Here is a 13,268-nt window from a genome sequence, read left to right as displayed (position 1 = left end):
GCTTCGTCGCCGAAACCGCCTTTTTTTGCATTGGAACAATTCACTTAACCGACGAAAGCGCGTTCGATGACGAACTCGGCCGGCTTGTTGTTGGCACCTTCGTTCAGGCCGGCCTTTTCGAGCAGGCCCTTGGTGTCCTTCAGCATGGCGGAGGAGCCGCAGATCATGCCGCGATCGATCGCGGGATCCAGCGGCGGTACGCCGAGGTCGCTGAAAAGCTTGCCGTTTTCGATAAGATCGGTGATGCGGCCCTTGAAGGGGAATTCCTCGCGGGTGACGGTCGCGTAATGGCGCAGCTTATCGCCGACGACTTCGCTGAGGATTTCGTCATTGCGGATTTCCTCGACAAGATCGAAGCCGTATTTCAGCTCGGCAACATCGCGCGTCGTGTGGGTGAGGATGACTTCCTCGAATTTTTCATAGGTTTCCGGATCGCGGATAAGGCTCGCAAATGGCGCAACTCCGGTGCCGGTCGAGAACATATAGAGCCGACGGCCAGGCGTCAGCGCATCCAGAACCAGCGTGCCCGTCGGCTTCTTGCGCATCAGCACTTCGTCGCCGGGCTTGATGTTCTGCAGGTGCGAGGTCAGCGGACCGTCCGGCACTTTGATGGAAAAGAATTCAAGCTCGTCGGCCCAGGCAGGGCTCGCGATCGAATAGGCGCGATAAAGCGGCTTCCCCTCGACCATGAGGCCGATCATGGCGAACTCGCCCGAGCGGAAACGGAAGCCCTGCGGCCGGGTCATGGTGAAGCGAAAGAGCCGATCGGTATAATGCGTGACGCTCAGCACCTTCTCGGCGAAGACGCCGGTGGGTACTGCTGAAGCAAATTCATCTGTCTTTGCGGGGGCGTTCATTCTGTCTCGAATCCCGTATTAGTCTTACGCGTTCTTCCTGGGCACGTATTCCCTGGCAGGCTCATTTCGCGACGCTGATATAACAATATAGCCGGTTTTGAAAGGCATTCCATTCCAACCGACGTTACGGGACTGAAATATGCCTATTCCAGTCAAGTTTCCATATCACCGAGCGTACATAATTCGAAAGGCTTGAATACGGCAATCCGACACCATCAAATTGCCGCAACGGCCGCCTTTCGACATCAGGCCGACTTTGCCGGCAATCGCCGCCAGCTATAGGCCTGCCCGCCTTCTGCGCGGCGCGCGGTCGGCTGATAGTAATGCGGAATGCCCGGAAGGCGGTTCTCCGCCAACCTCCTCAGTGCTGTTTCATTCGTCACCGAGAAAGTATCAATGCCGACGCGCAGCATCAGCGGAATCTGGTCGATCAGCACGTCGCCGACAGCGCGCAGCTCATTGAAGTAGCCGAGGCGTTGGCGCAGCAGCGAGGCATGGCTGAAGGCGCGGCCATCGTTGAATGCCGGAAAAGCAAGCGCGACGATATCGAGACGATCGAGATAGGGCTGCAGCCGTGTCACGTCGTCGGCTGGCTTGATGACGACGCCGAGGCCGGCCTCATTGCTCTCTTCCGCCTTTGCGATCAACGCATCGAGGCCAAGCAGCGGCTTCTGCGCCTTGGTTGCCTTGACCTCGTCAGTCTCGATGACCCACGGATCATGCTCCACGAAGCCTGTTTCACGCCAGATCTTGGTCATGGTCAATCTCCTTACGCTGCTTCGGCTGCCGACGAGGACGCGCCGTAAAGCGCGGTCTTGAACGGCTGCGGCCCGACGCGGCGATAAGCGGCGAGGAAGGTTTCGGAGGGATCCAGACGAAGACCGAGATAGGTGTCGACGATGGTCTCGATCGCGTCGGTCACCTTGTCGGGCTCGAAGCCGCGGCCGATGATCTCACCGATCGAGGTATTCTCGTCGCCGGAGCCGCCGAGCGTGATCTGATAGAGTTCTGCGCCCTTCTTCTCCACACCGAGCAGACCGATGTGGCCGACATGGTGATGGCCACAGGCATTGATGCAGCCGGAAATCTTGATCTTCAGCTCGCCGATCTCCGCCTGGCGCTCGGGCGAACCGAAACGCGTAGAGATTTCCTGCGCAACCGGAATGGAGCGCGCATTGGCAAGCGCGCAATAGTCGAGGCCAGGACAGGCGATAATATCCGTGATCAGGCCGGCATTGGCCGTCTCCAGGCCGATAGCGACGAGGCCGCGATAGACGGCTTCGAGATCTGCCAGTGCAACATGCGGCAGGATGAGATTCTGCTCATGGCTGACACGGATTTCGTCGAAGGCATATTCCTCGGCGATATCGGCGACAGCGTCCATCTGGACATCCGTCGCATCGCCAGGAATGCCGCCGATCGGCTTCAGCGAGATTGTCACCATGCCGTAATCGGGGTTCTTGTGCGGCTGCACGTTTTGCTGCACCCAGCGGGCAAAGGCCGGATCGGCCTTCTTCCAGCGCGCCAGGCTTTCCCAGCCTTCAGGGCGCTCCGGCAGCGCCGGCGGCGCAAAATAGGCCGAGATGGCCTGGACATCGGCTTCCGGCAGCTTCAGCTCGGTGTCTCGCAGCTTGTCGAACTCGACTTCGACCTGACGTGCCAGCTCCTCGGCGCCCGTTTCATGCACGAGGATCTTGATGCGCGCCTTGTACTTGTTGTCGCGGCGGCCATGCAGATTGTAAACGCGCATGATGGCGGTGATGTAGGAAAGAAGATCCGCTTCCGGCAAATAGTCACGGATCAGCTTGGCAACCAGCGGCGTACGCCCCTGCCCGCCGCCGACATAGACAGCAAAACCGATCTCGCCCTTGTCGTTTTTCTTCAGATGCAGGCCGACATCATGCACCTGAATGGCGGCACGGTCGCGCTCGGCGCCGGTGACGGCAATCTTGAACTTACGCGGCAGGAAGGAGAACTCCGGATGAACGGAGGACCATTGGCGCAGGATTTCGGCATAAGGCCTGGGATCGGCGACTTCGTCGGCCGCGGCGCCGGCAAAATGGTCGGCAGTCACGTTGCGAATGCAGTTGCCCGAGGTCTGGATGGCGTGCATCTCGACCGAAGCGAGATCAGCCAGCGCGTCCGGCATCTCGGAGAGCTTCGGCCAGTTAAACTGCAGGTTCTGACGCGTGGTGAAGTGGCCATAGCCGCGGTCATAAGTGCGGGCGACATGGGCGAGCATGCGCATCTGGCGTGAGCTCAGCGTGCCATAGGGAATGGCGATGCGCAGCATATAGGCGTGCAGCTGCAGATAGACGCCGTTCATCAGGCGTAGCGGCTTGAAGGCGTCTTCCGAAAGCTCCCCCGAGAGGCGTCGCTCCACCTGATCGCGAAACTGGGCAACCCGTTCCGCAACAAAGGCGTGGTCGAATTCATCGTAACGATACATGACTTCCTCGGGACTTCTCAGACTGCAATGAAATCGGGATCGGCGGCGGCATAGCCGGGCGCGTATTCCATGGTGGGGCCTTCGGCGCGGATGCGCTCGCGCAGGCGCAGCGGCCAAAGCTTGCCGCCGGTTTCCTGCACGTCGATGAGATTGACGTCGACAACCTTGTTGTCAGCATAGGCCTGCTTGCCGATCGCTTCCAGTGCGGCTTCCGCTTCGGCATGCCGAGCGACAAGCGCCTCCTGCAGCGATGTCACCCACTCGCCATTTGCGTTCAGCCAGACGGCGACGCCATCGGTGAGCCGGTTTGCGGTCAGAACCTTGTCGACCATCAATCAGTTCCTTGCGTAGTCTTGAGCAGCGGTCTCGCGACGGACCAGCGGCTCGGATTGTTCAAAATTCGCACCGGCGACGGCATCGCCGATAATGACCATGACCGGCCCACCCAGCTCATCGCGGCGTTCGAGATCGGGCAGATCCCGCAATATTCCGTGCATCAGGCGGCGATCGCGCCGGCTCGCATTCTCGATGATGGCAACGGTCGTCTCGGGCGGCAGACCGGCCTGCATCAGACGGCCGGCGACGGAGGCGGCAACCGTACGTCCCATATACACCGCAATCGTGGCGCCGGATACGGCCAAACTCGCCCAATCGGGCAGCACATCACCTGTAAGATCGTGACCCGTTGTGAAGACCAGCGACGAGGCGACGCCACGCAGCGTCAGCGGCAACTCGAAATCGGCAGCGGCGGCGAAAGCCGAGGTGATGCCCGGAACGATCTCATAGCCCATGCCGGCAGCGCGCAGAGCCGCCATTTCCTCACCGGCACGGCCGTAAACCAGCGGATCGCCGGACTTCAGCCGCACGACGCGCTTGCCTTCGCGGCCAAGCTGCACCAGCAGATCGTTGATCTCTTCCTGCGACTTGCTATGGCATCCCTTGCGCTTGCCGACGGACAGGCGCTCGGCATCGCGGCGGCCCATGTCGACGATCGCCTGCGGCACAAGCGCGTCGTAGACGATGACATCGGCTTCCATCATGACGCGCTGCGCCCGCAGCGTCAGCAGATCTTCGGCGCCAGGGCCGGCACCGACCAGCCATACGCGACCCTCGACCTCACGTGACGACCGCAGCAGCTCATCGGCTGCCTGCTCCGCCTGCGCGACATGGCCAGCATTGACGGCGTCGGCGACGGATCCGGAAAAGAACTCCCGCCAGAAGATGCGGCGAGCAACGCCGCGCGGCACGAGGCGATCGACCGGTTTACGGAAGCGCGTCGCCAATTCTGCAAGCTTGCCAAGCGACGGCGACAGCATCTGATCGATCTGCGCACGGATCATCTGCGCCAGCACAGGTCCGGCACCCTCGGTGCCGATGGCAACGGCAACAGGCGCGCGGTTGACCAGCGCCGGCGTATAGAAATCGCAATAATCGGGCTGATCGACGGCGTTTGCCGGAACTCGCTCGGCGCGAGCCGCATCGACGATAGCGCGATCTGCTTCGGCATCGCCAGTGGCGGCAAAGACGAGCGTCGCGCCCTTGACCTGATCGGGTGAAAAATCGCCACGTACAGTTTCGATCTGGTTGGCGATGAGGAAAGCATGATAGTTAGCCTCGGGCGCCGGCGTAAAGGCAACGACTTTCGCCTGCGTGTTCAAAAGCAGTCGCACCTTGGCAAAGGCCTCGTCGCCATTACCGAAGACAGCCGCCACCCTTCCTTCCACGCGGAAGAAAGCGGGAAACACCGAAAGCTGTTCAGTCCTGGGAGGCATCACTATTCCACTTCAAGATTTAGCGAATATCGCCCCTGCGGCCAAGAGATTGAAGAAACAGAAATTCTAATGCCCATGCATGCGCGTATTCTTTTGCTCGACATGCCAAGGATTTGAGCAAAACTCACCAGGCGAGCAGATCGCAATAAGCCTATAAAATTTATAGATTTTTATGACTTAGCCCCATTGCCGAGCTGCTTTATTGCTTGTGGCAAACATAGTCTTTAAGTTATTTACGCATACCGCCGCATTTGCAATCCCGATAGACTGCAGCGAAAATCGCTGGAGAAAACCCTTGCCTGACAATAGCATCGCTGCACGCCTCCTCAATGTCGTCGAGCATGACATCCTTCCCCTGACCCGCAGAGGCGTGGCTGCCGGCAACAAGGTTTTCGGCGCGGCCATCCTGCGGAAGTCCGATCTCTCACTGGTCGTTGCGGAAACCAACAATGAATTGGAAAACCCGCTCTGGCATGGCGAGGTTCACACCCTCAAACGCTTCTACGAGCTTGGCGAGAAGCCGGCGACCAAGGATCTGATCTTCCTGTCCACGCACGAGCCGTGCACCATGTGCATGTCCGCCATCACCTGGGCCGGCTTCGATAATTTCTACTATTTCTTTAGCCATGAGGATTCGCGGGACGCCTTCGCAATCCCGCACGATCTCAAGATCCTGAAGGAAGTCTTCGGCCTGGAGCCGGGCGGCTATCGTCGCCAAAACGCATTCTGGAACAGTTTTGCCATCTCCGACCTGGTGGAGACGGAAGCGGATCCACGCAAAGGCGAGCTCAAAGACCAGACAGCGCGTATCAAGCAGGCCTATGCCGATCTCTCCGACAACTACCAGGCGTCGAAGAGCGGCAACGACATCCCTTTGAATTGATAGAGCAAGACCAGAGGCAATGATGGAAGCATCGCGAGACATTTCCCGTCTGATCGACATCATGGCGGCGCTGCGAAACCCGGAGAGCGGTTGCCCCTGGGACATCGTCCAGACCTTCGAAACCATCAAGCCCTATACGATCGAAGAGGCCTATGAGGTCGCGGATGCGATCGAGCGCAAGGATAACGACGATATTTGCGACGAGCTCGGCGATCTCCTGCTGCAGGTCGTCTTCCACGCGCGAATCGCCGAGGAGGCCGGAGCATTTTCCTTCGGTGATGTCGTGCACGCCATTACCCGCAAGATGATCCGTCGCCATCCACATGTCTTTGCCGTCTCCGATGCCAAGACCGAGGATGCGGTGACGCTGCAATGGGACCGGATCAAGGCCGAAGAGAAGCGGGAACGCGCCGAACGCCGTGCCACGAGCGGTATCACTGAAGATTTCAAGGCCGGTTTCCTGGGTTCGGTGCAGCGGACTTTCCCTGCCCTGACCGAAGCCTTGAAACTGCAGGAGCGCGCCGCCAAGGTGGGTTTCGATTGGTCTGCGCCGGAGCCGATCCTCGACAAGATCGAGGAGGAGATCGGCGAATTGCGGGCAGCGCTTGCAAGCGGCGACAAGGCCAAGGTCAGCGATGAACTCGGCGATCTAATCTTTGCTGTCGTCAATATCGGCCGGCATGTGAACGCCGATCCCGAACAGGCGTTGCGCGGCACGAACACCAAATTCCGCCGCCGCTTCCATCACATCGAAACAACGCTCGAGGCTAAAGGCGAGACGCTGGAAGGCGCCTCGCTGGAGCGGATGGAAGAAATCTGGCAGTCAGCAAAGGCCATCGAGCGGCAGCTGGCAGGTGTCAAGTCGGCGTAAAAGCCGTCTATTCCCAATCTTCGCGTTGCGGCTTCGGGCCGTTGCCCATGCGCCGCTCCAATTCAGCCGCTTCGGTCTCTGTGAGTCGGACGTCGAGCGTCACCGTGCCATCCTCATTGTCCTCGCGGTTATCGACGATGGCGTGATTGTAAAGCCAGGGCAGCAGCGCCAGCTTTTCGACGGGCAAGGTGATCGTCGTTTCCGTCAGCACGCCGGAAAGGCGCCGGCTGATTTCATCCATCAGACGATCGACGCCCTCGCCTGTTATCGCTGAGACGGCAATGACGTTTTCCGCGGTCGACGCCTTCTGGACGATGGCATCGTGAGCTTCCGGCTCCAGGCGGTCGATCTTGTTCCAGACCTCAAGGATGCGCTCGGCGCCTTCGGCCTCGCCAATGCCGAGATCGCCGAGAATGCGCATCACGTCAGCGCTCTGGGCCTGATTGTCGTCATCCGAGAGATCACGGACATGCAGGATCAGGTCGGCTTCCAGCACCTCTTCCAGCGTTGCGCGAAACGCGGCCACCAGATGAGTCGGCAGGTCGGAGATGAAGCCAACAGTATCTGAGAGAATGACCGTGCGGCCATGCGGCAGCTTCATGCGGCGCAGCGTCGGATCGAGCGTCGCAAACAGCATGTCTTCCGCGAGCACGCCGGCGCCGGTAATGCGATTGAAGAGCGTCGACTTGCCGGCATTGGTATAGCCGACGAGAGCCACAATCGGATGCGGCACCTTCTTGCGTTTGGCGCGATGAAGCTGGCGGGTGCGAACCACCTGTTCCAGCTCGCGCTCCAGCCGGATGATCCGTTCCTGCAGCATGCGCCGGTCGGCTTCGATCTGGGTTTCACCCGGGCCGCCCATGAAGCCGGCACCGCCGCGCTGGCGTTCAAGGTGGGTCCAGCTTCGAACCAATCGGCCCTTCTGGTAGTTCAGATGCGCAAGCTCGACCTGCAGCGTACCCTCCTTGGTGGAGGCGCGGCGGCCGAAGATTTCGAGAATGAGGCCGGTGCGGTCGATGACCTTGGCGTTCCAAGCCTTTTCAAGATTGCGCTGCTGTACCGGCGTCAACGGATGATCGACGATGACGAGGCCGGCGTTGAACTCGTCGAGCAGCGCGCGAATCTCTTCGATCTTGCCGGTCCCGAGCAGCGTTGCCGGCCGCGGATCGTTGATGGGAACGATTGAGCCGTTGACGACATCGAGATCGATGGCCAGCGCAAGCCCCTTTGCCTCTTCCAGTCGGCTTTCGGGCGGGCGTGAAACGGAGATGGCACTGTCGGCTTGAGAGGAACGCGCGGCGCGCGCCTGTTTCAGCACAGGCACGACGACAACAGCGCGCATGTCATCCCGGTGTTTTACGGTCTCCGGGATGAGGGAATCATTTTTGGTATCGCGTGTCGTGATAACGGCAAGTCCCAGTTAGGATGCGGCTTCTTCGCTCTCGAACATCTGCATCGGCTGACCCGGCATGATCGTCGAGATCGCATGCTTGTAGACGAGCTGCGAATGGCCATCGCGGCGGAGCAGGACGCAGAAATTGTCGAATGAGGTTACGACACCTGTGAGCTTCACGCCGTTAATCAAGAAAATTGTGAGTGAAATCTTTTGCTTGCGAACAGTATTGAGAAACAAGTCCTGCAAGTTCTGAGAACGTTCCGCCATCGCGCCGCTTCTTTCTTTTTTGCCGACCTGAGCCGGTTGAATGTCATGGTATACAGAGGTCCCGGACGGGAGATACCCTCATTCTCTCCCCCCAGCGAATGTTGGTATCAAATCGCAGTCTTTTCCGCAACGTCGAAAAAGGCTTCACGAATTTTCTGTGACATGCTGCCCGGATGACCGTTCGCTATCGTCTCTCCATCGATAGAAACGACCGGAAAACAGATACTTGTCGCCGCCGTGATGAAGACTTCGCGGGCCTTCATCATCTCTTCGACCGAGAAGAATCGCTCGACGATCGTCACGTCGAGCTTGGCTGCAACGTCCATCAGCGTCGTGCGGGTGATGCCGCGCAGGATGCCGTGTTCGGCCGGGCGGGTGACGAGATTCCCGTCGTGATCGACGATCCAGACGTTGGTCGCCGCACCTTCCTTCACCATGCCATTGTGATCGATATAGATCGCCTCCTGCGCGCCGGCCTCCTTGGCCTGCTGACGGGCCATCGCGTTCGGAAGCAGTCCGACCGACTTGATATCCACGCGATCCCAGCGGTTGTCGCGGACGGTGATCGCCTTGATGCCATTGGCGTTCTTCTTGGCGATCACGGACTGATCGGTGCTCTTGGCGGTGACGACGATCGAGGATGGCGTGCCGGCCGGCGGGAAGACGTGATCGCGACGGGCAACGCCGCGCGTCACCTGTAGATAGAATAGGCCGTCGCGGACATGGTTGCGGCGCAAAGTCTCGCGAATCACGAGAACCAATGCCTGGCGCGTCATCGGCCAGGCGATGCGCAGCTCGCCCAGCGAACGGTTGAGGCGATCGAGATGGCGCGTCAGGTCGACGATCACGCCATGACGAACCTCGCACACCTCGTAGACGCCATCGGCGAACTGATAGCCGCGATCCTCGATATGCACCATGGCATCGCTGTGCTTGACATAGCGGCCGTTGACGTAAGCTATTCTCGGCATAGAAGCCCCTGATCCGAATTCTGTGATGTTCGAAATGTCGGGCGGCCGTTCAGACGCCCAACGACTTCAGCTTGCGATGGAGTGCCGAGCGTTCCATGCCTACAAATTCCGCCGTGCGCGAGATATTGCCGCCGAACCGGTTGATCTGAGCGATGAGATAATCGCGCTCGAACATTTCGCGGGCTTCGCGCAGCGGCAATGTCATGATGTGGTAATCATTCTTGGCGGAGACCTTCGGCAGCATATCGCCGAGGTCGGTCGGTAGCATTTCCGCGGTGATCGGTGTCTCGGCCCCATCCGAGCGCGCCAGGATCATCAGCCGCTCGATATTGTTGCGCAGCTGGCGGATGTTGCCGGGCCAATCATGCGCCTGCAGCACGGCCATGGCGTCGTCACCGATGCGACGCGGCCGGATGCCCGCCTGCTCCGAAATCTGGCGCATCAGCTGATCGACGAGGAAGGGAATATCCTCCCGACGCTCGGCAAGAGCCGGGACGCGGACGGGCACGACAGCTAGGCGGTGATAGAGATCTTCGCGGAACAGGCCCTCGGCAATGCGGCTCTCGAGATTGTAGGCCGTGGACGAGATGATGCGCACATCCACCTTTACCCGCTTGGAACCGCCGACACGCTCGAACTGTTGGTCAACGAGCACCCGCAGGATCTTGTTCTGCGTCTCGCGCGGCATTTCACCGACTTCGTCGAGATAGAGGATGCCGCGATGGGCCTCTTCCAAGGCACCGATCTTGCGCGCCTGCCCCGGCGAGCCTTCGGTGCCGAACAGGGCGATTTCCATGCGCTCCGGCGTGATTGTGGCGGCGTTCAGCGCCACGAAGGGGCCATTGGCCCGGGTCGATTTCTTGTGGATCATCCGGGCCACAAGCTCCTTGCCGGAGCCCGATGGACCGAAGATCATGATGCGGCTGTTGGTGGGAGAAACCTTGTCGATGGTCTGGCGCAGCTGCGACACGGCTACCGATGTGCCGATCAATTCAACGGCGTCGCCCGTGCGGCGCTTCAGCTCGGAGACTTCGCGCTTCAACTTGGAATTTTCGAGCGCGCGCTCTGCAATCAGGATGAGGCGATCGGCCTTGAACGGCTTTTCGATGAAATCGAAAGCGCCGCGCTTGATGGCGGAGACGGCCGTCTCGATATTGCCGTGACCGGAAATCATGACCACGGGCAGCTCCGGATGGCGCGCCTTGATCTCATCCAAGAGCGCCAGACCATCGAGCTTGCTGCCCTGCATCCAGATATCGAGGAAGATCAGCCGCGGCGCGCGATCGGAAATCGCGGCGAGCGCGCTGTCGCTGTCATGCGCGGTGCGGGTTTCGTGGCCCTCATCCGAAAGAATTCCCGAAACGATTTCGCGAATGTCTTCCTCGTCGTCGACTACGAGAATATCAGATGCCATAGACGCTTTCCTTGTCATTTTCTGTATGGGCGATGGCGGCTTGCTCACGGCGCGGCAGATGCACGCGGATCATGGCCCCCCTGCCCTGGTCGAAATCGGCTGGCGCGTCGTGGAGTTCGATCTGCCCGCCATGGTCTTCAATGATCTTCTTGACGATGGCGAGGCCAAGGCCCGTGCCCTTCTCGCGCATCGTCATATAGGGTTCGAGAATGCTGTGCCGGTTTTCCACCGGCAGGCCGCGGCCATTGTCGATGACGTCGACAGTGAAGCGATCGCGATCCGGATCGAGCGACGAGCGCACGAGGATCTTCGGCTGCTCGCGAGCCTGGTCGCTCGGTACGCCTTCGATTGCCTCGACGGCATTCTTGATGAGATTGCCGAAGGCCTGGCCGAGCATTCGCGCATCGAACATGCCCTCGAGCCGTTCGTCGCCCAGCTCACGCCCGAACTGGACATGTGTATTGCCCATTTCGCGCAGGAACACGGCGTCGCGCAGAATATCGCGCAGATCGGTCGGCTCCATGGTCGGCTTCGGCATGCGGGCGAAGGAGGAGAACTCGTCGACCATGCGGCCGATATCACCGACCTGCCGGATGATCGTATCCGTGCACTGGTCGAAGACAGAACGGTCGGCATCGGCGATGTTCTTGCCGAAACGGCGACGGATACGCTCGGCCGACAGCTGAATGGGCGTTAGCGGGTTCTTGATCTCATGGGCAATGCGGCGGGCGACATCGGCCCAGGCGGTCGAGCGTTGCGCTATGACAAGATCGGTAATGTCATCGAGTGTGATGACATAGGACTCGTTGGCATCGCGCGATTCCTCACGCGTTACCTGAACGCTGAGCGTGCGTACCGTTCCGCCGCGAACAAGGCTGATCTGCTTGCGGAAATCGCTGCGATGGCGCGTCGTCGCTTCCGTCACGACTTGATCGACCTCTGGTGAGATATCAGACAGATTCTTGCCGATGAGCTCATCGCTCTTGAGCGTCAGTAGATCTTCAGCCGAAGTATTGACGATGGTGATGCGCCGATCGTGCTCGACACCGATCACGGCCGCCGTCACCCCCGACAGCACGGCCTCGATGAAGCGGCGTCGGTCGTCTACCTCGTCCTTCGCTTCAAGGATTTCATCGCGCTGCGTGCGAATTTCCGAGATCATCTTGTTAAAGGTGCGCGACAGGCTGCCGACGTCGCCGTCAGCCGAGCGTACCGGCACCAGTACGTTCATGTTCCCCGAGGCAACGTTATCCGCAGCGCTGATAAGGAGACGGATGGGCCTGACGATACGATCGGCAATTGCGATGGCTGTCCAGATCGCCGCCAGAAGTACGATGAGAGCAAAGCCGATATAAAGAACGGCAAAAGCGATCTGGAGCGACATGCGCCCTTCTTCCATCGCCTTGTACTCGACGGTATTGTCCTCCACCATCCGCATCGCATTCATGACGCGCGGGTCGACCGCCCGAACGGTGTAGAGAAACGCGCCGGGTATTTCATCGAGCTTGATGACAGCGCCGACAAGATTGGTCACGCCAGGCGGGATGAGAGTCGGTTGCCCGTTCGCCGAAGAATCAAGCGCGTCTTTTGGAATGGCCGGCAGCGGACGTTCGGTCTTGATCTCGGCCTGGACGATGGCGCTGCCGTCGCGGCGCACGAGAAATGCACCCAGCAAGCCGCGCCCGCGTGCCTGACGGGTCATCAAGTCGGCAAAGCCGGTGCGATCGAGATTGAAGAGCGAACGGTTGCGCTCCAGATCGTTCGCCATCGATACGGTCTGCCCTTGCAGATAACTCGCATTCTCCATCAGATAGGCCTGCGCGACGTTCTGCGAGGAGCTGATGATCTGCTGCGTGCGCACGCCGAACCAGCGATCCAGGCCGACATTGAGCGTCAGGCTGGCAACGATGGCAACGAGAATGGCCGGCGTGATCGCGACGATCGAGAACAGAACGACGATGCGGATATGCAGGCGGGCCGCCGCGCGACCACGGCTGCGTGCCTTCATCAGGCGCGCCACCTCTCGGGCGATCAGAGCGATCAGACCCAGGACGAAAAGTCCGTTGATAACGACCGAGGTGAAAACGACGGATGATGTCGGGGCGACTGGCGTCAGCCCGAGAAGCATCAGCAAGGTCGCAATGGCGCACAAAAGCGCGCCGCCGGCCAGGATCAGACCAGGTAGGGCAAAGGAAGCACGACGATCCGTCACCTTGACAACCGTCTCGTCGCTCGCCGCCGGCGACACCGCGTCCTGTATCATTCCCATCAATCTCCACGCCCGAGCGACGGTCGGCGCCCTGGTCAAATGCACGGCCAATTACGACCTTCATGCGAGTGACAGGCAGAGGCGGGAACTGTCGTCCGGTTTCGCTAAGGAGCGAAACC

Annotated in this window: 12 protein-coding genes; 2 read left to right on the top strand and 10 right to left on the bottom strand. The window is 60.0% G+C overall.

The genetic code is table 11. The annotated features are described in order from the left end of the window. Positions 1-44: 44 nt before the first annotated feature. The 5 genes from FHX05_RS01205 to cysG all read right to left on the bottom strand — a co-directional run bounded on the left by FHX05_RS01205 (position 45) and on the right by cysG (position 5,078). Positions 45-857, bottom strand: coding sequence for a ferredoxin--NADP reductase (locus tag FHX05_RS01205; protein WP_183870438.1), 813 nt, complete (start codon positions 855-857; stop codon positions 45-47). Between the two features lie 245 nt (positions 858-1,102). Further along, positions 1,103-1,615: a DUF934 domain-containing protein gene (locus FHX05_RS01200; protein WP_183870437.1), complete on the bottom strand. Its 513-nt coding sequence runs from the start codon at positions 1,613-1,615 to the stop codon at positions 1,103-1,105. Positions 1,616-1,626: 11 nt separating this feature from the next. Continuing rightward, entirely contained in the window at positions 1,627-3,306 is a 1,680-nt protein-coding gene (locus FHX05_RS01195) for a nitrite/sulfite reductase (protein WP_112610245.1), read from the bottom strand. A gap of 17 nt (positions 3,307-3,323) precedes the next feature. Next, on the bottom strand, positions 3,324-3,638 hold the full coding sequence (locus FHX05_RS01190) for a DUF2849 domain-containing protein (protein WP_015339836.1): 315 nt from the start codon (positions 3,636-3,638) through the stop codon (positions 3,324-3,326). A gap of 3 nt (positions 3,639-3,641) precedes the next feature. Next, positions 3,642-5,078: a siroheme synthase CysG gene (gene cysG, locus FHX05_RS01185; protein ID WP_183870436.1), complete on the bottom strand. Its 1,437-nt coding sequence runs from the start codon at positions 5,076-5,078 to the stop codon at positions 3,642-3,644. Between the two features lie 295 nt (positions 5,079-5,373). Between cysG and FHX05_RS01180 the strand changes: the two genes are divergently transcribed. Beyond that, positions 5,374-5,961, top strand: a complete 588-nt coding sequence (locus FHX05_RS01180; RefSeq protein ID WP_183870435.1) for a nucleoside deaminase — start codon at positions 5,374-5,376, stop codon at positions 5,959-5,961. A 22-nt stretch (positions 5,962-5,983) separates the two neighbouring features. Then, positions 5,984-6,832 carry a nucleoside triphosphate pyrophosphohydrolase gene (gene mazG / locus FHX05_RS01175; protein WP_183871159.1) on the top strand — a complete coding sequence of 283 codons (849 nt, stop codon included), beginning with the start codon at positions 5,984-5,986 and terminating at the stop codon, positions 6,830-6,832. Between the two features lie 7 nt (positions 6,833-6,839). Here the strand turns inward: mazG and hflX are convergent, their stop codons facing one another. The 5 genes from hflX to FHX05_RS01150 form a co-directional block, all read right to left on the bottom strand. Further along, positions 6,840-8,174, bottom strand: a complete 1,335-nt coding sequence (gene hflX / locus FHX05_RS01170) for a GTPase HflX (RefSeq protein WP_183870434.1) — start codon at positions 8,172-8,174, stop codon at positions 6,840-6,842. A gap of 78 nt (positions 8,175-8,252) precedes the next feature. After that, on the bottom strand, positions 8,253-8,495 hold the full coding sequence (gene hfq / locus FHX05_RS01165) for an RNA chaperone Hfq (protein ID WP_003539403.1): 243 nt from the start codon (positions 8,493-8,495) through the stop codon (positions 8,253-8,255). Positions 8,496-8,602: 107 nt separating this feature from the next. Next, entirely contained in the window at positions 8,603-9,466 is an 864-nt protein-coding gene (locus FHX05_RS01160) for a D-amino-acid transaminase (protein ID WP_183715185.1), read from the bottom strand. Positions 9,467-9,515: 49 nt separating this feature from the next. Next, complete coding sequence (locus tag FHX05_RS01155; protein ID WP_015339830.1) at positions 9,516-10,880, bottom strand: sigma-54 dependent transcriptional regulator; 1,365 nt, start codon at positions 10,878-10,880, stop codon at positions 9,516-9,518. Further along, positions 10,870-13,143: a PAS domain-containing sensor histidine kinase gene (locus tag FHX05_RS01150; RefSeq protein WP_183870433.1), complete on the bottom strand. Its 2,274-nt coding sequence runs from the start codon at positions 13,141-13,143 to the stop codon at positions 10,870-10,872. The genes FHX05_RS01155 and FHX05_RS01150 overlap by 11 nt, the downstream gene beginning before the upstream one ends. Between the last annotated feature and the right edge of the window lie 125 nt (positions 13,144-13,268).

Origin of the sequence: Rhizobium sp. BK491, assembly GCF_014194925.1 — a bacterium.
GTDB lineage: Bacteria > Pseudomonadota > Alphaproteobacteria > Rhizobiales > Rhizobiaceae > Rhizobium.
This window is presented reverse-complemented; position numbering and strand designations above follow the sequence as displayed.